Below are 20514 nucleotides of genomic sequence, written 5' to 3'. Positions count from 1 at the left end.
ATTACTCCAAGTTATCCAATATGTCATCTAGTCGAGTTTCGGTTAGATCTTCATAGTAAACCTTGCCGATTTGCATCATAGGTGCACCACCGCATGCACCTAAACACTCCACTTTTTTGATTGAAAACTTACCATCCTGAGTCACTTCACCTACACCAACACCCAGTTTTTTCTGGAGATAATCAAGTAGTTCGTCACTGCCGCGTAACATACAAGAAATGTTTGTACACAAACAAATTTTGTGACGCCCAACCGGTTTATGCTCAAAATTAGAATAGAAGGTTGCAACCTCATAAACTGAGATCGGTGTCATGTCTAAATAGGCCGCTACTTGGTCCATTAAATCACGAGTTAAATGACCACCATTGACCTCTTGCACAATGCGCAATGCAGCAATAACAGCAGATTGCTTTTGATCATCTGGATAACGAGCCAACCAGCGATCAATACGGGTTTTAACATCCCCTTGAATGATGTTGATGTTCTCCGAATTAGCCGTGCTCATCGATCAATCTCCCCAAATACAATATCTTGTGTACCGATAATTGCGACCACATCTGCAATCATATGTCCCTTTGCCATTTCATCCAGTGCCGCAAGGTGTGGGAAACCTGGTGCTCTTACTTTCAACCGGTATGGTTTGTTTGCGCCATCTGACACCATATAAATACCAAACTCACCCTTAGGATGCTCAACCGCACTATACACTTCACCTTTTGGGACAATAAAGCCATCTGTAAAGAGTTTAAAATGGTGTATCAGGGCTTCCATGTTGGACTTTGCATCTTCTCTAGAAGGTGGTGTAACTTTATGGTTATCAGCAATCACTGGGCCTGGATTTTTCTTTAACCAATCTACGCATTGTTTAATGATTTTGTTTGATTCACGCATTTCTGCAACTCGAACCAAATAACGATCATAGCTATCCCCTGTTTTGCCAACTGGTATATCAAAATCTAATTTGTCATATACTTCATAGGGCTGGGTTTTACGTAAATCCCATGCAACTCCTGAACCACGTAACATCGGCCCAGTAAAACCTAACTGTAGTGCACGTTCAGGCGACACAATGCCAATATCCACCGTACGTTGCTTCCAAATACGGTTATCCGTTAACAATGTTTCATATTCATCAACATAGCCTGGAAAACGCTCAGTAAAGGCTTCAATAAAATCCAGTAGCGAACCTTCGCGTGTTTCATTCAACTTATCCAGCTTTTTACCCTTGTGCCATTCAGACTCAGTGTATTTAGCCATAGTATCTGGTAGATCACGATAGACACCTCCTGGACGATAATAGGTCGCGTGCATTCTGGCACCAGATACCGCTTCGTAGCAATCCATCAAGTCTTCACGCTCACGGAATGCGTACAGGAACACCGTCATCGCACCGATATCCAACGCATGCGCACCCAACCACATCAAGTGATTTAGGATGCGGGTAATTTCATCAAACATGACACGAATGTATTGTGCTCGTTCAGGCACATCAACACCCAGCATTTTTTCGATGGCCATGACATAAGCATGCTCATTTGACATCATGGACACATAGTCCAAACGATCCATATAGCCTATTGACTGGTTATAAGGCTTGTATTCAGCCAATTTTTCAGTACCGCGATGCAATAGTCCGATATGAGGGTCAGAGCGCACGATGGTCTCACCATCCAGTTCCAGAACAAGTCTTAAAACACCATGCGCGGAAGGATGCTGTGGACCAAAGTTAAGGGTATAGTTGCGAATTTCAGGCATAGCTATCTCAATCCTTATCAGAACTTAGTTGCGAATGACTCGCGGTACATTCACTCTATTCTCAATGCTCACTGGCTCATATACGACTCGACCTTTGTCAGCGTCATAACGCATTTCAACATGACCAACAAGTGGAAAATCTTTACGCAATGGATGCCCTACAAAACCGTAATCGGTCAAAATACGACGTAAGTCTGGGTGACCATTAAATAAAATACCAAATAAATCAAATACTTCACGCTCAAACCAGTTTGCAGATGACCAAACATCAACAACAGATTCAACCATAGGTTGCTGACTATTAGTTGGGTATGTCTTAACACGAATACGTAAATTATTTTGAATCGACAGCAAGTGATAAACTACAGCGAAACGACGCGCTGGGTACAAGTCCTCCGTATCACTTGCAATATCAAAATCAAACACGCCGCGGCTGAAACCAGAGTTACTTGCCTGAGCACTTTCCCAGTTCGCTAAACCATAACTCAAATAATCAACACCACAGACATCAACAAGCTGCTCAAAGCCTAACTCATCTCGCATTCTGACTAAGACTGGCTTAACGTCTTCTGGGGCTAACTCGATGGTTAATTCATCAAACTCGACTTTCATATCGAGCACTTGACTACCAATCAATTCGCTTACTCGCGCTTGCAAATCTAATACAGACTGTTTCATAAAATTCTACCGTTACCTAAGGTGAGCACGCTATCTAGCAATCGTATTGGTGCTGCGGATTTTATTTTGAAGTTGGATAATTCCGTACAACAAGGCTTCTGCCGTCGGTGGACACCCAGGAACATACACATCAACTGGGACAATTCGATCACAGCCTCTTACTACCGAATAAGAATAATGGTAATAACCGCCACCATTAGCGCATGAGCCCATTGAGATAACCCAACGTGGCTCAGCCATTTGGTCGTACACTTTTCTTAATGCGGGTGCCATTTTATTTACCAATGTTCCTGCCACAATCATTACGTCCGATTGGCGAGGACTAGGACGAAAGATAATACCAAACCGATCAAGGTCATAACGGGCCGCACCAGCATGCATCATTTCAACCGCACAACAAGCCAAGCCAAATGTCATGGGCCACATCGAACCGGTACGAGCCCAGTTGATTAATTTATCTGCAGAAGTGGTGATAACACCTTCTTTCAATACGCCTTCTATTCCCATTCTAGCGCCCCCTTCTTCCATTCATAAATAAAGCCCACGACCAATAAAGACAAAAAAACCGCCATTGACAGTAAGCCAAACAAGCCGATTTCATCTAACACGATCGCCCAGGGAAATAAGAATGCAATTTCAAGGTCAAAAATAATGAATAGAATAGCCACCAAATAAAAACGCACGTCAAATTTCATACGCGAATCTTCAAAAGCCTCAAAACCACACTCATAAGGTGAATTTTTTTCTGAGTCTGGTTTGTTTGGTGCCAATACAAAACTCATCACGAGTGGACCGATACCAAACAGCACACCCAACACAATGAACGCCAGCACAGGTAAATAGTTTTCTAGCATCGGTTATACCCACCTCTTCTAGGATTAAGAATAAACCGGAAAACTCCGGCTTAAAAAATGGTGCCGATGGCCGGACTCGAACCGGCACAGCTTTCGCCACTACCCCCTCAAGATAGCGTGTCTACCAATTTCACCACATCGGCTAATAATAAAATTTAATTTGGAACAACAGGTGTATTCGTGTCAGCTTCTTCTTTAGGAGCTGGAGTTGATTGTTCCGACACTACACTTTTATATCCTTTGACTTCTTTGCTAGCAATGTAGGCAAGGGATAAGCTGGTAATAAAGAATAAAGTGGCCAAAACAGCCGTCGTTCTGGACAAGAAATTCGCCGAACCTCGACTGCCAAATACAGATTGTGATGATCCACCACCAAAGTTCGCGCCGGCATCAGCCCCCTTACCTTGCTGCAATAAAACCAATACAATCAACACAAACGCAATCACAATATGAATTGCTAGAATTATTTCGAACATGCATCACCCGCTGCTTCACATATGGCTAAAAAATCAACTGCATTTAATGATGCTCCCCCAATGAGGCCACCATCAATATCAGTCTGACAAAACAACTCTTTTGCGTTTTCAGGCTTAACACTTCCACCATACTGAATAATAAGACCTTCAGCTACAGCTGCATCATGCTTGGCAACCAAACCACGAATAAAGGCATGAACGTCTTGAGCTTGCTGTGGTGACGCTGTCATACCTGTGCCAATCGCCCAAACCGGTTCATAAGCTACGACCACTTTTGCAAAGTCTTTAACACCAACCTTATCCAAAACAGCTTGCATCTGCGAACCAACGACCTGTTCCGTAATATTCGCTTCACGCTCTTGAAGGGTTTCACCAACACATAAAATGGGCGTTAAGCCTTCTGCTAATGCAATTGCAACTTTATTGGCAACTTGTTCGTCCGTTTCGCCGTATAAGGTACGACGTTCTGAATGACCAACAATTACATAGCCACAACCTACATCTTTCAACATTAATGCGGTTACTTCACCTGTAAAAGCACCTTGCTCAGCAACATCGGCCATATTTTGACCACCGACGGCTATTGAACTTTTACCTATAGTTTGTTTGACATAATCGATATAAACAGATGGCGGGCATACGGCCACATCCACTGAATCTAAACGCTCTGCACGCTCAACCAGCTCTGTTAACAATGTATGGATCATGGCTTTTGAGCCATGCATTTTCCAGTTTCCAGCAACAAACGGTCTTCTCACTCGACTCTCTCCAACCAAAAAGTCCGACAATATTAGCGGCTTTGAATCAAAAAAACAATATTGACAATTTTATGAAAACGCTTTCTTCACCAGCCCAGACAGCTTTTCTACGTAGTTTGAAACTACTTTTTCGTCTGAGGCTTCGACCATAACACGAACAACTGGCTCAGTACCGGATGCGCGAATTAATACCCGCGCCTGTCCGGCATAGTTTGCATTAAACGCTTCAATTGCCTTAACTAACTCAGGATCAGAATTTAAATCAAACGGCTTAATCACTTTCACATTAACCAATTGCATAGGGTATTTTTCGACACCATGAATCAATTCAGATAAATTTTTTCCGCTTGAACGCATAACACTTAAAACCTGCAGAGCGGCAACTATACCGTCACCAGTCGATGATTTATCTAGACACAAAATATGCCCAGAACCTTCAGCTCCAAGCAACCAATTTCTTTTCTTGAGTTCCTGCATTACGTAGCGATCACCTACATTGGCACGCACAAAATCCAATCCCTTATGCTTAAGCGCATTTTCAATAGCCAAATTGGTCATTAAAGTTCCAACCACGCCAGCTTGCTGGGCATAGGTTTGTGTTGCCAAAATATACAGCAGATCATCACCATCCAGTATCCGCCCAGTATCATCTACCATCATTAAACGGTCGCCGTCACCATCTAGTGCGATACCTAAATCGGCTTTTTCTTCTTTAACCTTATCAATTAAGGCCGACAAATCTGTAGCGCCGCAGCCTTGGTTAATATTCAAGCCATTAGGCTTATCACCAATACTAGTCACTCTAGCGCCCAACTCTTCAAAGACATGCGGAGCCACTTGGTAAGTAGCGCCATGCGCACAGTCGACAACCAAATGCAGTCCGTCTAACTTTTCACTCAATGAATAAGTGCTTTTACAATACTCAATGTATCGCCCTGGTGCATCAGAAACACGTTGAGCTCGACCCAGTGCCGCCAACTCGTCCAGCTTATTATTAATCAGCAAGGGCTCATCAAAGGCCGCTTCGATTGCCAATTCCATTTCATCGGAAATTTTTAGACCTTGTTCATTAAAAAACTTAATCCCATTGTCATAGTGTGGATTATGTGAGGCACTAATTACTATTCCAACATCAGCATGGAAAGTTCTTGTTAAATAAGCCACAGCAGGCGTTGGCATCGGACCAAGCAATAACACATCGACTCCGGCATAAATCAGACCCGCCTCTAAAGCCGACTCGAACATATAACCTGAAATACGGGTATCCTTACCGATTAAAACTTTTGAGGCACCGCGCGCTTTTAAAACTCGACCTGTTGCCCAACCCAGCTTGAGCACTTGATCTGGCGTCATCATACCTTGCCCTACCCGACAACGTATTCCATCTGTTCCAAAGTACTTTTTATTCATCCGTTATTCCAATATTTGTAGTGATTCACTTGTTAAGGCTTTTGCTAGATTAAGTGCCTGCACGGTTTCTAATACATCATGAACTCGCACGATTTTAGCGCCGCGTTGCGCAGCCAATACGGCGGCGACCACACTCCCAACCATACGCTGGTTAACTGGCAATCCATTCAAAATTTCGCCAATCATCGTTTTGCGAGACACCCCGACTAACACAGGAAAATCCAGTTGCGTTAGTAACGCCAAATTTTGAAACAAGATTTGATTATGCTCTACGCGCTTACCAAAACCAAAGCCAGGATCCAGCACTAAACGCTTTCCATCTATGCCTGCCAACTCACAAGCTTTTACTCGTTCAATTAAGAAACTATGGACTTGTTTCAACACATCTTCATATACTGGACTAGCTTGCATATCCTGCGGCTGTCCCTGCTTATGCATTAAGCAAATAGCCACGTCACTGCTCGCCAATAGCTCTAAGGCTCCAACAGATTGCAATGCATTTACATCGTTTATCATATCGACGCCTAAAGCGAGTGACTCACGCATTACACCGGTTTTGTAAGTATCAATGGATACCCAACAATCCGAATGCTGCTTAGCCAACTCAATCGCTGGCAACACACGATCCAACTCTTCTTGCAAACTAACATTCGAAGCACCAGGCCTGGTCGATTCGCCGCCAATATCAATAATATGCGCACCCTGATCTACCAACGCCTGTATGCGCTGTTTTAACTGATCGTGTTGCGTATAACGGCCACCATCAGAAAACGAATCCGGCGTGACATTTAAAATACCCATAATAAGGGGGTCAGCGCTCTCGACTAGCAAACGGTCAACTAAACTCATAAAAATACCCACAAAAAAGCCCTAGTTGACTTAATGGGTTTACTTAACCAGCATTAAAACAAGTAGGGCTTTAGCTAAACGCTAAATTAATGAAGCTTAGGCTCAGCTCCGGCTGGTTTTTCATCTTTACCAGCTAGGTCATCCGATACCATTTCCGGCGCATCGGCCTCTGGATCATTCGGTTTGATTGGGGAACTTGGTTCACTCCAGTCTTTTGGCGCACCAGGTTCTCGACCTTCCATAATATTTTTGATTTGCTCGGCATCAATGGTTTCATACTGCATTAAGGCTTCCGCCATAATTTCAAGCTTATCCTTATGCGTGGTTAAGATATCTTGAGCACGTTTGTAATTATCATCAATCACACGACGAACTTCACTATCAATTAACTTCGCCGTCTCATCTGAAATATTGCTGGAACGTGACGTTGAACCCAAAAAGTTCTGCTCTTCTTCCTCATAAAGCAAAGGCCCCAATTTATCTGACAAGCCCCACTTTGTTACCATGCTACGTGCCAATTTTGTAGCACGTTCAATATCGTTACTCGCGCCGGTCGTCACAGCATCTGAGCCAAACGTCATTTCTTCAGCAATACGGCCACCATATAAGCTTGAAAGCTGACTTTCGAGTTTACGCTTGCTGTAACTCCAAGAATCTTCTTCTGGCAAGTACATCGTGACACCTAAGGCGCGTCCACGCGGAATGATACTCACTTTATATACCGGATCATGCTCAGGCACTAGGTAACCAATAATCGCATGACCAGCTTCATGATAAGCGGTTAGACGCTTTTCCGCTTCGCTCATAACCATGCTCTTACGCTCAACCCCCATAAGAATTTTATCTTTGGCACGCTCAAAGTGGTTTTGAGTCACCGTTCTCTCACCCAAGCGCGCCGCAAACAAAGCGGCTTCGTTTACTAGGTTAGCCAAATCAGCACCAGAAAAACCGGGCGTACCACGAGCGATTAAAGCCGGTTTAACATCATCGGCGACCGGTACTTTACGCATATGTACTTTTAAAATTTGTTCACGACCACGCACGTCAGGCAAACCAACAGTCACCTGACGGTCAAAACGACCCGGACGCAATAAAGCTGGGTCCAACACATCAGGACGGTTGGTAGCGGCAATGACAATCACGCCTTCGTTACCTTCAAAACCATCCATTTCAACCAACATTTGGTTTAAGGTTTGCTCACGCTCATCGTTACCACCACCCATGCCAGCGCCACGACTACGGCCGACCGCATCGATTTCATCAATAAAGATGATGCAAGGCGCGTGGGCTTTTGCTTGCTCAAACATGTCACGAACACGCGATGCACCAACACCGACAAACATCTCTACAAAGTCAGAACCTGAAATCGTGAAGAAAGGTACCTTAGCTTCACCAGCAATCGCTTTGGCCAATAAGGTTTTACCTGTACCAGGCGGCCCCACCATCAAGACACCACGAGGAATTTGGCCACCCAAGTTTTGGTATTTTTCAGGATCACGTAAAAAGTCTACCAGTTCAGAAACCTCTTCTTTTGCTTCGTCCGCACCAGCGACATCGTCAAAGTTCACTTTTACTTGGTCCTCTGAAAGCATACGAGCCTTGCTTTTACCAAACGACATCGGTCCACCTTTACCGCCCATGCCACCACCCATAGAGCGCATAAAAAATATCCAAATCGCAATCAACAACAACATCGGGAACCACGAAATGAAAATTTGCATCAGCAAGCTTTGTTTTTGCGGAGGCTGAGAACTGACCGTCACGCGATTAGCAAGCAAATCACCCATCAACCCTGCATCGCCTGGGTTATAAGTAGTGAAAGCGTCGCCTGACGAATAGACGCCACGAATCGTCGAGCCTTCGATATTAACGCTACTGACTTTGCCATCACGTACTTCATCAATAAACTGCGAGTAATCTAAACGGCTGGAAGACTGATAATTTGATGATCCAAAGTGATTAAACACTGACATCAAGATTAAGGCTACAGCCGCCCAGATCAGTAGGTTTTTTAGCATATCGTTTTTCATTTAGTTTTCCTTAAAAATCATGCCAAGCATGATGTTTTAACAATGTCACATGGAGCAATCATACCATGCACATAACACCCGAGCAAAAAGAAGAATAAGTTTTAATTATGACCTAATAAGTTAATACTCAAGTAAGCTTATGTTATTTTTTACCTATACCGAGCACATAAATTTCTTTACTACGAGGCCTTGAAGCTTTTGGTTTTCGACTTATTACTTTCATATAGTCTGCCCGCATGTTTTGCAAGAGTTGATCAAAGCCTTCTCCCTGAAAAACCTTCATAACAACCGTGCCATTTTTTTTCAACACCTGACTGGCGAGTTCCAATGTTAACTCCACTAAATGCATAGCACGTGGGATATCCACCGCTTTATTACCACTCATATTCGGCGCCATATCCGACATAACAAGATCGACTTCTCGGTCACCTAATTCGTTCAATAAGTTTTGATAAACTTCATCCTCTCGAAAGTCGCCCTGAATAAAGGTCACCCCCGCGTACGGATCTACTGGCAAAATATCCAAGGCAAAAACATGACCGGCGTCGCCCACTTGCTGTGCGGCCCATTGCGACCAACCGCCTGGTGCGGCACCTAGGTCAACGACGACCAGGCCTGGTTTAAAGAGTTTGTCTTTTTCATCTAACTCTTGCAGCTTATAAATCGCACGCGAACGCCAACCCTCTTTTTGCGCTTGCAAAACATAAGGATCATCAAAGTGCTCTTGTAACCAGCGTGCACTGGATTTGGATCTGGACATATTCGATTGATTCCCGCTGATTTAATTCTCGGAAGAAGTTGTTTTCATTTAAAATAGATTATTTAGCTTTTGAGTAACTACCAAGATGAAGACCGATTCAACCTTAACCGCAAATCAGAAAAAATTTTTACGAGGCATTGCTCACGGCCTAAACCCCGTTATTATCATTGGCTCACAAGGCGTCACCGATAGCCTGATGGCTGAGTTAAACAAGTCACTAGAACATCATGAGTTACTAAAAGTGAAAATGGCGGCTGGTGAGCGAGAAGATCGCAAAGCCATCATCGACTATGTTTTAACGCACTCGAAAGCTAAGCTGGTACAAACGGTGGGTAAAATGTTTGTCATTTATCGTGCACGCAGCAAAAACCCCGAATTAGTGTTACCCAAATAACGCGCTTTAAAACTGACACCCGGCTTAGATCAAACGGTCTAAGCCGCGCTGCAAATCGGTTTGAATATCAGCAAAGTTCTCAAGACCCACCGATACCCTGACCAAGTTCTCCGTGATGCCAGTTGCTAAACGTTCCTCCGCCGCCACTCTACAATGCGTTGTACTGGCAGGATGCGTAATACTGGTTTTAACATCACCTAAGTTGGCCGTAATAGAAAACATCTTGGTCGCATCAATGACCGACCAGGCCTGCTCACGCCCACCTTTAACACGAAAACTCACTAATGCACCCCCATCTGACTGTTGCTTCTGAGCCAGCTCATACTGCGGATGCGATTCTAAGCCGGGATAAAAAACGCTTTCTACAGCTGGGTGTTCACTTAACCAAACCGCCAGTTTACGTGCACGTAAACAATGTGCTTCCATACGAACGTGAAGCGTTTCTAGACCTTTAATGAAAACCCACGCATTAAATGGACTCATACTCGGCCCAGCCGTTCGAATCACCCCACGAACTTCTTCGCCTACAAGTTTTTGCGAGCCAATTACCGCACCACCTAAGCAACGTCCCTGTCCATCAATAAATTTGGTTGCAGAATGAATGACGATATCGGCGCCCAGTTTTAAAGGTTGCTGCAAAATAGGCGTGCAAAAACAGTTGTCAACGACCAAAAGTGCGTTATGTGTTTTTGCCAGTTCGGCCAAGCTTCGAATGTCTGCAATTTCCGTCAAAGGATTAGAAGGTGTTTCTAAAAACAACGCTTTAGTATTCGGTTGAATCGCAGAGCACCAGGCCTGGTGGTCCGTTTGCGAAACAAAGCTAACCTCAATACCGAACTTGGCTAAATACTTGGTAAACAAAACCTTAGTAGTACCAAATATGCTACTGGATGAAACGATATGATCGCCTTGCGAAAGCAGCCCCATAAAGGTCGCCAAGATCGCGGCCATACCGGAAGCCGTTGCAACACAAGCTTCCCCACCTTCCATTTCAGCTAAGCGCTGCTCAAATGTTCGCACGGTTGGGTTCGTAAAGCGTGAATACACATTACCCGGATCCTCACCGCTAAAACGATCAGCCGCCTGCTGAGCGCTCTCGTATACAAAACTGGACGTCGGAAAAATAGCTTCACTGTTTTCTTGCTCATGCGTTCGTTGGTAGCCCGAACGTATGGCTAGGGTTTCTAACGCAAATTCGTCCAATTTAATTTCCTTGATTATGTAATCCAATCGTTTCGGGAGCATGGTTTTTCTGTTTAGCTTTTGCACCATCGTTGCGCGCATTGGCAATGCTTTGCAAATATTCTTCCGTAATATCACCGGTTACATATTCGCCACTAAAACAAGAGGTATCAAAACACGATATTTGCTGACTCCCCACACCTACCGCTTCAACTAAATCTGAAAGATCCTGGTAAATAAGTTTGTCTGCGCCAATAAATTCAGCCACTTCATCTTCTGTGCGATTATTCGCCACCAATTCGGTTGCAGATGGCATGTCAATACCGTACACATAAGGGTATCTGACGGGCGGAGCGGCCGATGCAAAATACACCTTGTTTGCACCGGCTTCGCGTGCCATTTGCACAATTTCACCCGAGGTGGTGCCTCGGACGATGGAATCATCAACCAGCAACACATTTTTGCCTTCAAACTCTAAACCAATGGCGTTTAACTTTTGGCGCACCGATTTTTTACGCTGGGTTTGCCCGGGCATAATAAAAGTGCGGCCGATATAACGATTTTTTATAAAACCTTCACGGTAGGGTAAACGCAGTTTCTCAGCCAACTGTAATGCAGCCGTTCGACTCGTATCTGGAATCGGCATCACGACATCAATATCGTGATCGGACCACACACGTTGAATTTTTTCGGCCAGTTTTTCTCCCATACGTAAACGGGATTTATAAACTGAAATATCGTCAATCATCGAATCTGGACGTGCAAAATAAACAAACTCGAAAATACAGGGCGAATACTGTGGATTGTCATGACACTGTTCAAAGTAAATTTCACCACTTTCCATCACCACGACCGCTTCACCTGGTGCTAAATCTCGATAGTGACTAAAACCCAGTCCATCTAAAGCAACGCTTTCTGAGGCCACAATATAGTCTGTACCCCCATTAGGATTCGCGCGTTTACCGACGACAATCGGGCGTAAAGCAAATGGGTCACGGAAGGCTAACATCCCAACACCCGAAACCAAACCAATGGCTGCGTAACCACCACGCACTCGTTTATGTAAGCGGCGAATAGCGCTGAAAATATCTTGTTGATCAACAAATAGCTTCTGCTGCTTCATTAACTCGTGAGCAAAGACATTCAACAAAACTTCTGAATCGGAGTTGGTATTAAGGTGGCGTTGATCTTGTTGGTAAATTTCTTTACTCAACTGTTCGGCATTGGTTAAGTTACCGTTATGCCCCATCACAATGCCATAAGGCGAGTTGACATAAAATGGCTGTGCTTCAGAACTGGAAGACGAACCGGCTGTTGGATAACGTACGTGACCTATACCAGTTGAACCATGCAGGTCACGCATGTGACGGGTATGAAACACATCCTTAACTAAGCCATTATCTTTGCGCTGAAAAAAACGCCCATTATCATGAGTTACAATTCCCGCTGCATCTTGCCCACGATGTTGCAAAATCGTTAGCGCATCATATAACTCTTGATTAACAGGTTCCCCACTCGCCGAGACAATTCCGACAATACCACACATGAATTTACTCACTTATCTTAGATTTAAATCAAAATTTCCAGCCACTGTCGTAACAGTCGGCCGACTAAAAACGGGTTTGAATTCGTTTACTCATTATCGAATCTGGACAATAACAGAGTTGGTAACCAACTCTTTATCCAATTCTTGCTTGGCTTTTTGTGCCTCTTGAAAACTCAAAAATGGCCCTACTCGAACTGAGTAAATTTTTTGATTTTTAGTAGAAAAGTCACCTATTGTAACTTTATAACGCATTTCTAAAACACCCAAAGTTCGGTTCGCTGACTCGATTGAGTTGTAGGACGCTACGCGCACTAACCATGCAGGTGACTTATCCTCTGACGGCATCACGGGTTCTTTTATTTCAGCCGTTTCTTGTGTTGTCATAGGCTCGTCTAACTCAACCTCTGTGGTCGAGCTTTTTTTCGCATTGGCGATTTCCGGGTTATCACTTGATTGTTTTGTTTGTGCTGCTTCTTTTGAGCTTATATCGTTTTGCGTTTGAGCTGACGTGTTCGAAGTATCTTTGTTTGTATCGACTGTTACAACTGGCTCTGATTTCGTGGTTTCAGTTGTTTGATCTGAAACAATTACACTGGTTTGGCTGACTTCTTTTGCGGGGGGAAGCTCATCAACTGGGGATAATTCATCAGAACTTGAGTATAACCAAGGTTGTGCTTTTTCATAATCAACAGGGTTGGCGTACCAACTTGGCACCAACATAATCAATAAGGCCAACCAAATCACTGCGCCGGTTATTCTATATTTTGTTAACTCATCCATTCTGTCAACTCTGTCATTGCTTGTGAAACGGTAACAAAAGAACCGTAGATTAAAATCCGTTTTTCTGTCGATTGACGTGCACAGTTAACGGCTTCAGCCATCGAACTAAAAGCCTGCTGACGGCTTGACACAACGCCCGCTAATCTTAACACCTCTTGCAGTCGAGCTAAAGGCGCTGAACGATCCACCTGTAAATCAACCAACAACCACTGACTAGCAAAAGGTTTTATTTGTGACACCATCGCCTGGATATCTTTATCCGACAAAGCTGAAAAGATAACAAGATAATCATCCCCATCGGCCTGTAACTTTAAATGTTCAGCCAAGGCATCAACTGACTGTGGATTGTGCGCTACATCAAACAACCAGGCCTGGTGGTCGACTTGAATGGTTTGTAGGCGACCGGGATGTTGTGCTGCTCTTAAACCCTGTTCACAGTCGGTGTGATCTATTTCCAAGCTGGTTTGAGCCCGTAATAAAGCCAGAACACCAGCCGCATTTTGTAACTGAAATTGACCCGCTAAATTTGGTTTCGGTAAATGGATCGATTGTTGTGCCGTTTTGAACACCCAATCTTCTGGGTTGGCCAAATAATCATAATCTCGGCCCAATAACCTTAAATCAACCCCTAATGCTTGCGCGTATTCAAGCAGTGTTTTTGGCGGATTTGGATCCGAACACACCGCCAAACCATTGGGTCGCATCACCCCCGCTTTTTCAAAACCGATTTTTTCACGATCAGAACCTAACCATTCAACGTGATCGACATCAATAGCGGTTAATAAGCAGGCTTGCGCATCCACAATATTAACGGCGTCTAAGCGCCCGCCCAATCCTACCTCTAGCACAACCACATCAAGTTTTGACTGTTTAAAAATGGTTAAGGCGGCTAAAGTCGCAAACTCAAAGTAAGTTAATTTAACACCTTGTCTGGCCAATTCAATCGCGTCAAACGCGCCAACAATTAAAGAGTCTAAAACTGGTTGCGCGTTAAGCTGAATGCGTTCATTAAAACGCAAAATATGTGGTGAGGTATAGCTCCCGACCTGATAGCCAGCCGCCCTCAAAATCGCCACCAACATCGCGACACTAGATCCTTTGCCATTGGTACCAGCGACCGTAATAACATAGGGAGCGGGCGTCAATACATCAAGCTTTTTAGCGACCTCTCGAACCCGTTCCAGTCCAAGGTCAATTTCTTGAGTATGCAGCTTTAGTAACCAGTCTAACCAATCAGTCAAGCTACTGCGAATAGTCGGCGAATTCAATTTAATCTCTTATTGATTCATTAACATCCGCGCCATAGAGGCCAACTCTTTATTGAGTTGGTGACGATGAATGATTCGATCAATGGCACCATGCTCTAGTAAAAACTCACTACGCTGAAAACCTTCTGGCAGTTTTTCACGAACAGTTTGCTCAATTACGCGCGGGCCAGCAAAACCTATCAAAGCTTTAGGTTCGGCAATATTTAAATCGCCCAACATTGCAAAACTGGCTGATACCCCACCCATAGTAGGGTCCGTCATTACCGAAATATACGGTAAACCTTGCGCCCTTAAACGACCTAAAGCGGCACTGGTTTTTGCCATCTGCATCAATGAAAACAAGGCTTCTTGCATTCGGGCACCACCACTAGCAGAAAAGCAGACCAGTGGACAACGGCGAGCTAAAGCCTCATTGACTGCACGAACAAATTTTTCACCCACGACCGAACCCATTGATCCGCCCATGAACTTAAATTCAAATGCAGCAGCTACTACCTCTAAACCATCAATGGTTCCAACTTGCGTAATCAGAGCATCTTTTTCATTCGTTGCTCTCTGTGCCCCAGCAATACGGTCTTTATATTTCTTTTGATCCCGAAATTTCAAAGCATCGACAGGAGAAACATCATTTGAGATTTCCGTTATTTTGCTACCTTCATCAAAAAAGGCTTTCAAACGTTTACGTGCACTCAAACGCATGTGGTGGTCGCATTTTGGGCAGACCTCGTCATTACGTTCAACTTCGGAGCGGTAGAGCACACTCTCACACTTTGGACACTTCATCCAAAGACCTTCAGGTACCGATTTTTTACGATCTGTTACTTGCTTAATGCTGGGTAAAATTTTCTCAAACCAACTCACAATGTTTCTCCCTTATCGGCTTGATCCAAAGCATGTCGAAACACGCGCATTTGATTAGTCAAAGCCTGTTTAATTGCTGATAATCCGTCGTTCTGGTGCTGTTCAATCAAGTTGACTAAAGCAGAACCTACAATCACCGCTTCTCCAACTTGTGCCATTTGATAGGCCGACTCCGCATCACGAATGCCAAACCCTATTCCAACAGGTAAATCAACCTGCTTCTTTAATAGTTCAACTTGAGTTTTGACATTCGTCGCATCCAGCTTGCCTGTGCCCGTCACGCCTTTTAGCGAAACATAATAAACAAAGCCACTACCTTGATCAGAAACAGCTTTTAACCTAGATTCTGGCGTGGTTGGTGAAACTAAAAATACGCGATCTAAATTATATTTCTTTAATAATTCGGTATAACCTGCCGTTTCTTCAGGTGGCATATCGACAGTTAAGACTCCATCCAAGCCTGCTTGTTGAGCTTGCTCTGCAAAAAACTCAAACCCCATAGCTTCGATCGGATTTAAGTAACCCATCAATAAAACAGGGGTTTCAGTGTCGGTTTCACGAAACTGTTTAACAATCGATAAAACCTGCTTTAAGCTGACATTATGCTTTAATGCGCGCTCGACAGCTTTTTGGATAACAGGACCATCGGCCATTGGATCGGAAAATGGCACACCTAGCTCAATCAGGTCTGCACCTTCGGCGACTAACAGTTTCATTAATTCAAGTGTGGCACTTGGTTCGGGATCACCCGCCGTAATATATGGAATTAAAGCGGTGCGCTTGTCTGCCTTTAATTGAGCTAAACGGGCGTTGATTCTATCTATATTCATCATCTTAGAACTCAAACCCTTCAATCTTCGCTATGGTATTCATGTCTTTATCACCGCGTCCTGATAGATTAATGATAATGGTTTGATCTTTACGCATCGTAGGCGCCAGTTTGGTAGCATAAGCTAATGCATGGCTGGTTTCTAACGCTGGAATAATGCCTTCCATACGGGTTAGATCTCGCCAACCTTGTAAAGCTTCATCATCCGTAATGGCAACAAATTCAGCACGCCCTATATCTTTTAACCATGCCAACTCTGGCCCAACACCTGGATAATCCAAACCTGCTGAGATTGAATGGGTTCCAGAAATCTGGCCGTTTTCGTCCTGCATTAAATAAGTGCGGTTGCCGTGTAATACCCCCGGTTTACCTTTGCATAACGGCGCCGCGTGCTGGCCTGTTTCCAAACCATGCCCGCCTGCCTCGACTCCATAAATTTTTACGCTCTCGTCCGGTAAAAACGCATGGAACAGACCCATCGCATTTGACCCCCCACCCACACAAGCAATCAGCGCATCAGGCAGTTTGCCTTCTTTTTGTAAGATTTGTTCACGTGCCTCTCGCCCTATAATAGACTGAAAGTCACGCACCATCATGGGGTAAGGATGTGGGCCAGCCACGGTGCCTATAATATAAAAAGTATTATCAACATTGGTTACCCAATCACGCATCGCTTCGTTCAGAGCGTCCTTGAGTGTACGAGTACCGGATTCAACTGGTACGACGGTCGCACCCAACATTTTCATACGGGCCACATTCGGTGCTTGACGTACAACATCATCAGCCCCCATGTAGACAACACACTCCAAACCTAAACGCGCCGCGACGGTCGCACTCGCCACACCATGTTGTCCTGCACCAGTTTCAGCAATAATTCGTGTTTTACCTAATTGCTTTGCCAACAAGGCTTGACCGATCGTATTGTTGATTTTGTGGGCACCAGTGTGGTTCAAATCTTCTCGTTTTAAATAAATCTTGGCCCCGCCGAGGGTTTCACTCCAACGTTTTGCATAATAAAGCGGGCTAGGTCGTCCAACATAATCCTGATAATCCACTTTTAACTGTTCTAAAAAATCGGGATCATTTTTAATTTTTTGGTATTGCTGCTTAAGCTCTTCTAACGGTGCCATCAGCGTTTCTGGTGCAAACATGCCACCATAAGGGCCAAAGTGACCCGTCTCATCTGGAAACTGAGCGTAATCAATAGTCATTTAATTATCCATTTCATTATTTTTTTACAGGGTAGCCTGAATAAAATCGGTTATTTTTTGAGCTGATTTTATGCCCTTTGTTGACTCAACACCGCCACTTACATCAATCGCCCACACATTTGAAATCTCTAGCGCATTTTTAACGTTTTCAGGCGTTAAGCCACCTGCTAAAACGACTGGCTTTGCCAAGCTCTTAGGAATCCATTGCCAGTTAAAGACCTCGCCGGTTCCACCTGGCACGCCCGGCTTGTAAGTATCTAGCAATAAAGCACGTGCATCCTTATAAACATCGACCAGCTCTATCACATTCGTATCGGACTGCATGGATATGGCTTTGATATAAGGACGTGAAAATTGGCCACAAAATTCAGCCGATTCATTTCCGTGAAACTGCAACAAGTCTATCTTTACATCATCTATGACCTGCTCAACTAGTGATGCATTTGCATCTACAAATAGAGCCGTTGTGGTGACAAAAGCCGGCAAGTTTTGGACAATACGTTTGGCCTGTTCAATCGTCACAGCACGCGGGCTGGGTTCGTAAAATACTAAACCAATCGCGTCTGCGCCTGCTTGTGCCGCTGCTAAGGCATCCTCTGGCCGGGTTATGCCGCAAATTTTCACCCTCACTCGCTGCGCTATTGCCATAAAACCTCATTCAGAGGAGTTTGCGGTATAGCAAACTCCTCTGGATAAAATGCATTTACAAAATACAAACCCATAGCCGGCGCCGTCACAGTAGCTTTCGTTCTGTCTTTGAGTGCTAATAAATTGGCCACCCATTCAACAGGAGCTTCAGTTCGACCGATTTGCATTAAAGTTCCAGCAATATTTCGAACCATATGATGCAAAAAAGCATTGGCTTTTATATCGATAAAAACAAAGTCTCCTCGGCGTCTCACTTGAACAAACTGTACTTCTCGTCGTGCATGACTCGCCTGACACTCTGACGCCCTAAAAGATGAAAAGTCTTGTTCACCCAATAAGGCTTGTGCGGCTTGATGCATTAATGCTTCATTCAAAGGTTTACGTTCCCAGGTCACGCGACCACTTAATACCGCACTACGTACAGGCCGATTGAATATTACATAACGATATTGTCGCGCAAAGGCACTAAACCTTGCATGAAAATCCTTATCAACTAGCTTGACCCAGCTAATCCGAATGTCATCGGGTAAATGTGTATTGCTACCTTCTAACCATGCCCTTGCTGGACGTTCAACAAGCGTTTCAAAATGCACGACTTGACCGATCGCGTTCACACCCGTGTCAGTCCGACCCGCACAAAAAACGTCAATTGGCTCCGCAGCAATGCGACTCAAGGCCTGCTCTACAAAAAACTGAACCGACTCGCAATGACTCTGGCGTTGCCAACCGCAATAATGCTGTCCTAAGTACTCGACTCCTAACGCCCATTTCATCAATATAATTACAGGTATTTCTCGATTAATACTTCTGCAATTTGTACGGTATTGGTAGCCGCACCTTTGCGCACGTTATCAGCAACAACCCAAAGGTTAAGCCCACGCTCAATTGTAATGTCTTCACGAATTCGACCCACATAGACTGGGTTGGTGTCAGCGGCATCTGATACAGCCGTTGGGTAGCCACCGTCAACATGTTCATCAATAACCACCAGGCCTGGTGACTTCTGTAGTAGTTCGCGAGCTTGTTGAGCTGTAATCTTTTGTTTTGTTTCGATGTGAACGGCTTCACTATGACCAAAGAAAACCGGTACTCTTACCGCGGTAGGGTTGACTTTAATTGCTTCGTCACCAAAAATCTTTTTAGTTTCCCAGACCATTTTCATTTCTTCTTTGGTATAACCATTTTCCATAAACACATCAATTTGCGGAATACAGTTAAACGCAATTTGTTTTGGGTAAACATCTATTTCAACCGGCTTAAGATTCAAAATATTAGCAGTTTGCTTAGCCAATTCTTCAATTGCCTCTTTGCCTGTTCCTGACACAGCTTGGTAGGTCGCGACATTGATACGTTCAATACCGACCGCATCATAAATCGGTTTTAGAGCGACCATCATTTGAATCGTAGAACAATTTGGATTCGCAATAATGCCTCTGTTTTTGTAACCCGCGATCGCATCAGGATTTACTTCAGGTACAACCAGGGGAATGTCTTCGTCGTAACGGAATTGAGAGGTATTATCAACCACTACACAACCCGCTTCGGCGGCTTTAGGTGCATACACAGCTGACACACTGGCACCTGGCGAGAATAGTCCAATTTGAGCCTTTGAGAAATCAAACGTTTCTAGATCTAAAACTTCAATCCACTCACCTTTAAATTCAATTTTTTTGCCTGCAGAGCGGCTACTTGCAAGCGGATACAAGTTCCCGACCGGAAAATCACGCTCTTCTAGCACTTTTAAAATTGTCTCACCCACGGCGCCAGTGGCCCCTACTACTGCGACATCAAATTTTCTCATAAGAAACTCAACCTATCCTTTGCTTTACGCTTTAGTTATGCTTTTTTCTCTTCTAAATCTGACTCATCATCCTGATTTGAGTCTGACTCTTGTCCAAATTTAGGCTTTTCGATTTGCGCGGGTTTTTCATCCTCAACGCCGACGATAATACCGCTTTCGCTTAGCTCACGACTTTGCCCAATAAATTTACCACCGGTTTCAATGGTTAATTCACCACTAATTAATTCACCGACTAACTTGCCCGTTTCTAGAATTTCAATACGCTCACAAGCGACCTTACCTTCTAACTTGCCACTTAGAAAAATTGAACGAGCCTTGATTAAACCATTTAAACTGCCGTTTTGGCCTATTGAAATATCATAACTGGTTTCTACAATCCCATCGATATGACCATCAACATGCAAAGCGCCTTGCAAATCAACAA

The 20514-nt window shown here is 44.1% G+C and carries 23 protein-coding genes and 1 tRNA gene; 1 reads left to right on the top strand and 23 read right to left on the bottom strand.

Annotated elements, in window-relative coordinates:
• Window position 1 precedes the first annotated feature (1 nt).
• The 12 genes from nuoE to rlmE form a co-directional block, all read right to left on the bottom strand.
• A complete protein-coding gene (gene nuoE, locus VIM91_RS03975; protein ID WP_331863521.1) occupies window positions 2-505 on the bottom strand; it encodes an NADH-quinone oxidoreductase subunit NuoE in 504 nt (167 codons plus the stop codon).
• Window positions 502-1755, bottom strand: coding sequence for an NADH-quinone oxidoreductase subunit D (locus VIM91_RS03970; RefSeq protein ID WP_331863520.1), 1254 nt, complete (start codon window positions 1753-1755; stop codon window positions 502-504). The genes nuoE and VIM91_RS03970 overlap by 4 nt, the downstream gene beginning before the upstream one ends.
• A 24-nt stretch (window positions 1756-1779) precedes the next feature.
• Complete coding sequence (locus tag VIM91_RS03965) at window positions 1780-2433, bottom strand: NADH-quinone oxidoreductase subunit C (protein ID WP_331863519.1); 654 nt, start codon at window positions 2431-2433, stop codon at window positions 1780-1782.
• Between the two features lie 30 nt (window positions 2434-2463).
• Complete coding sequence (locus tag VIM91_RS03960) at window positions 2464-2940, bottom strand: NuoB/complex I 20 kDa subunit family protein (RefSeq protein ID WP_029933956.1); 477 nt, start codon at window positions 2938-2940, stop codon at window positions 2464-2466.
• A complete protein-coding gene (locus VIM91_RS03955; protein WP_029933955.1) occupies window positions 2931-3287 on the bottom strand; it encodes an NADH-quinone oxidoreductase subunit A in 357 nt (118 codons plus the stop codon). The genes VIM91_RS03960 and VIM91_RS03955 overlap by 10 nt, the downstream gene beginning before the upstream one ends.
• A gap of 58 nt (window positions 3288-3345) precedes the next feature.
• Window positions 3346-3430, bottom strand: a tRNA-Leu gene (locus tag VIM91_RS03950).
• Window positions 3431-3442: 12 nt separating this feature from the next.
• On the bottom strand, window positions 3443-3763 hold the full coding sequence (secG, locus tag VIM91_RS03945; RefSeq protein WP_331863518.1) for a preprotein translocase subunit SecG: 321 nt from the start codon (window positions 3761-3763) through the stop codon (window positions 3443-3445).
• Window positions 3751-4521, bottom strand: coding sequence for a triose-phosphate isomerase (gene tpiA / locus VIM91_RS03940; RefSeq protein ID WP_331863517.1), 771 nt, complete (start codon window positions 4519-4521; stop codon window positions 3751-3753). The genes secG and tpiA overlap by 13 nt, the downstream gene beginning before the upstream one ends.
• Window positions 4522-4590: 69 nt before the next feature.
• Window positions 4591-5931, bottom strand: coding sequence for a phosphoglucosamine mutase (gene glmM, locus VIM91_RS03935; protein WP_331863516.1), 1341 nt, complete (start codon window positions 5929-5931; stop codon window positions 4591-4593).
• Between the two features lie 3 nt (window positions 5932-5934).
• On the bottom strand, window positions 5935-6780 hold the full coding sequence (gene folP / locus VIM91_RS03930) for a dihydropteroate synthase (protein ID WP_331863515.1): 846 nt from the start codon (window positions 6778-6780) through the stop codon (window positions 5935-5937).
• An 86-nt stretch (window positions 6781-6866) separates the two neighbouring features.
• Window positions 6867-8810, bottom strand: a complete 1944-nt coding sequence (ftsH, locus tag VIM91_RS03925) for an ATP-dependent zinc metalloprotease FtsH (protein ID WP_331863514.1) — start codon at window positions 8808-8810, stop codon at window positions 6867-6869.
• 142 nt (window positions 8811-8952) lie between these two features.
• A complete protein-coding gene (gene rlmE / locus VIM91_RS03920) occupies window positions 8953-9570 on the bottom strand; it encodes a 23S rRNA (uridine(2552)-2'-O)-methyltransferase RlmE (RefSeq protein WP_331863513.1) in 618 nt (205 codons plus the stop codon).
• A gap of 85 nt (window positions 9571-9655) precedes the next feature.
• Here rlmE and yhbY point away from each other — a divergent pair, with 85 nt between their 5' ends.
• Complete coding sequence (gene yhbY / locus VIM91_RS03915; RefSeq protein ID WP_331863512.1) at window positions 9656-9964, top strand: ribosome assembly RNA-binding protein YhbY; 309 nt, start codon at window positions 9656-9658, stop codon at window positions 9962-9964.
• A gap of 24 nt (window positions 9965-9988) precedes the next feature.
• Here yhbY and VIM91_RS03910 read toward each other — a convergent pair whose 3' ends face one another.
• The 11 genes from VIM91_RS03910 to VIM91_RS03860 all read right to left on the bottom strand — a co-directional run bounded on the left by VIM91_RS03910 (window position 9989) and on the right by VIM91_RS03860 (window position 20506).
• Window positions 9989-11209 (bottom strand): O-succinylhomoserine sulfhydrylase, encoded by a 1221-nt coding sequence (locus tag VIM91_RS03910; protein WP_414719593.1) that lies wholly within the window; start codon window positions 11207-11209, stop codon window positions 9989-9991.
• Window positions 11169-12692, bottom strand: a complete 1524-nt coding sequence (gene purF, locus VIM91_RS03905; RefSeq protein ID WP_331863535.1) for an amidophosphoribosyltransferase — start codon at window positions 12690-12692, stop codon at window positions 11169-11171. The genes VIM91_RS03910 and purF overlap by 41 nt, the downstream gene beginning before the upstream one ends.
• Window positions 12693-12785: 93 nt before the next feature.
• Window positions 12786-13472 (bottom strand): SPOR domain-containing protein, encoded by a 687-nt coding sequence (locus VIM91_RS03900; protein WP_331863510.1) that lies wholly within the window; start codon window positions 13470-13472, stop codon window positions 12786-12788.
• Complete coding sequence (gene folC / locus VIM91_RS03895; protein WP_331863509.1) at window positions 13460-14740, bottom strand: bifunctional tetrahydrofolate synthase/dihydrofolate synthase; 1281 nt, start codon at window positions 14738-14740, stop codon at window positions 13460-13462. Before folC ends, VIM91_RS03900 begins: the two co-directional genes overlap by 13 nt.
• A gap of 9 nt (window positions 14741-14749) precedes the next feature.
• The gene (accD, locus tag VIM91_RS03890; RefSeq protein WP_331863508.1) at window positions 14750-15601 is read right to left on the bottom strand and encodes an acetyl-CoA carboxylase, carboxyltransferase subunit beta; all 852 of its coding nucleotides are present in this window, start codon (window positions 15599-15601) and stop codon (window positions 14750-14752) included.
• Entirely contained in the window at window positions 15598-16425 is an 828-nt protein-coding gene (gene trpA, locus VIM91_RS03885) for a tryptophan synthase subunit alpha (protein WP_414719595.1), read from the bottom strand. Before trpA ends, accD begins: the two co-directional genes overlap by 4 nt.
• 10 nt (window positions 16426-16435) lie before the next feature.
• A complete protein-coding gene (gene trpB, locus VIM91_RS03880) occupies window positions 16436-17641 on the bottom strand; it encodes a tryptophan synthase subunit beta (protein WP_331863506.1) in 1206 nt (401 codons plus the stop codon).
• A 24-nt stretch (window positions 17642-17665) separates the two neighbouring features.
• Window positions 17666-18289, bottom strand: coding sequence for a phosphoribosylanthranilate isomerase (locus VIM91_RS03875; protein ID WP_331863505.1), 624 nt, complete (start codon window positions 18287-18289; stop codon window positions 17666-17668).
• On the bottom strand, window positions 18280-19062 hold the full coding sequence (truA, locus tag VIM91_RS03870) for a tRNA pseudouridine(38-40) synthase TruA (RefSeq protein ID WP_331863504.1): 783 nt from the start codon (window positions 19060-19062) through the stop codon (window positions 18280-18282). The genes VIM91_RS03875 and truA overlap by 10 nt, the downstream gene beginning before the upstream one ends.
• Window positions 19063-19070: 8 nt before the next feature.
• Window positions 19071-20090 carry an aspartate-semialdehyde dehydrogenase gene (locus VIM91_RS03865; protein WP_331863503.1) on the bottom strand — a complete coding sequence of 340 codons (1020 nt, stop codon included), beginning with the start codon at window positions 20088-20090 and terminating at the stop codon, window positions 19071-19073.
• A 35-nt stretch (window positions 20091-20125) separates the two neighbouring features.
• Window positions 20126-20506, bottom strand: coding sequence for a polymer-forming cytoskeletal protein (locus VIM91_RS03860; RefSeq protein WP_331863502.1), 381 nt, complete (start codon window positions 20504-20506; stop codon window positions 20126-20128).
• Window positions 20507-20514: the final 8 nt, after the last annotated feature.

The organism is Thiomicrospira sp. (genome assembly GCF_036568485.1).
In the GTDB taxonomy this organism is placed as follows: Bacteria; Pseudomonadota; Gammaproteobacteria; order Thiomicrospirales; family Thiomicrospiraceae; genus Thiomicrospira.
The sequence above is the reverse complement of the archived record's forward strand: the minus strand, read 5'-3'. Positions and strand labels throughout refer to the sequence as shown.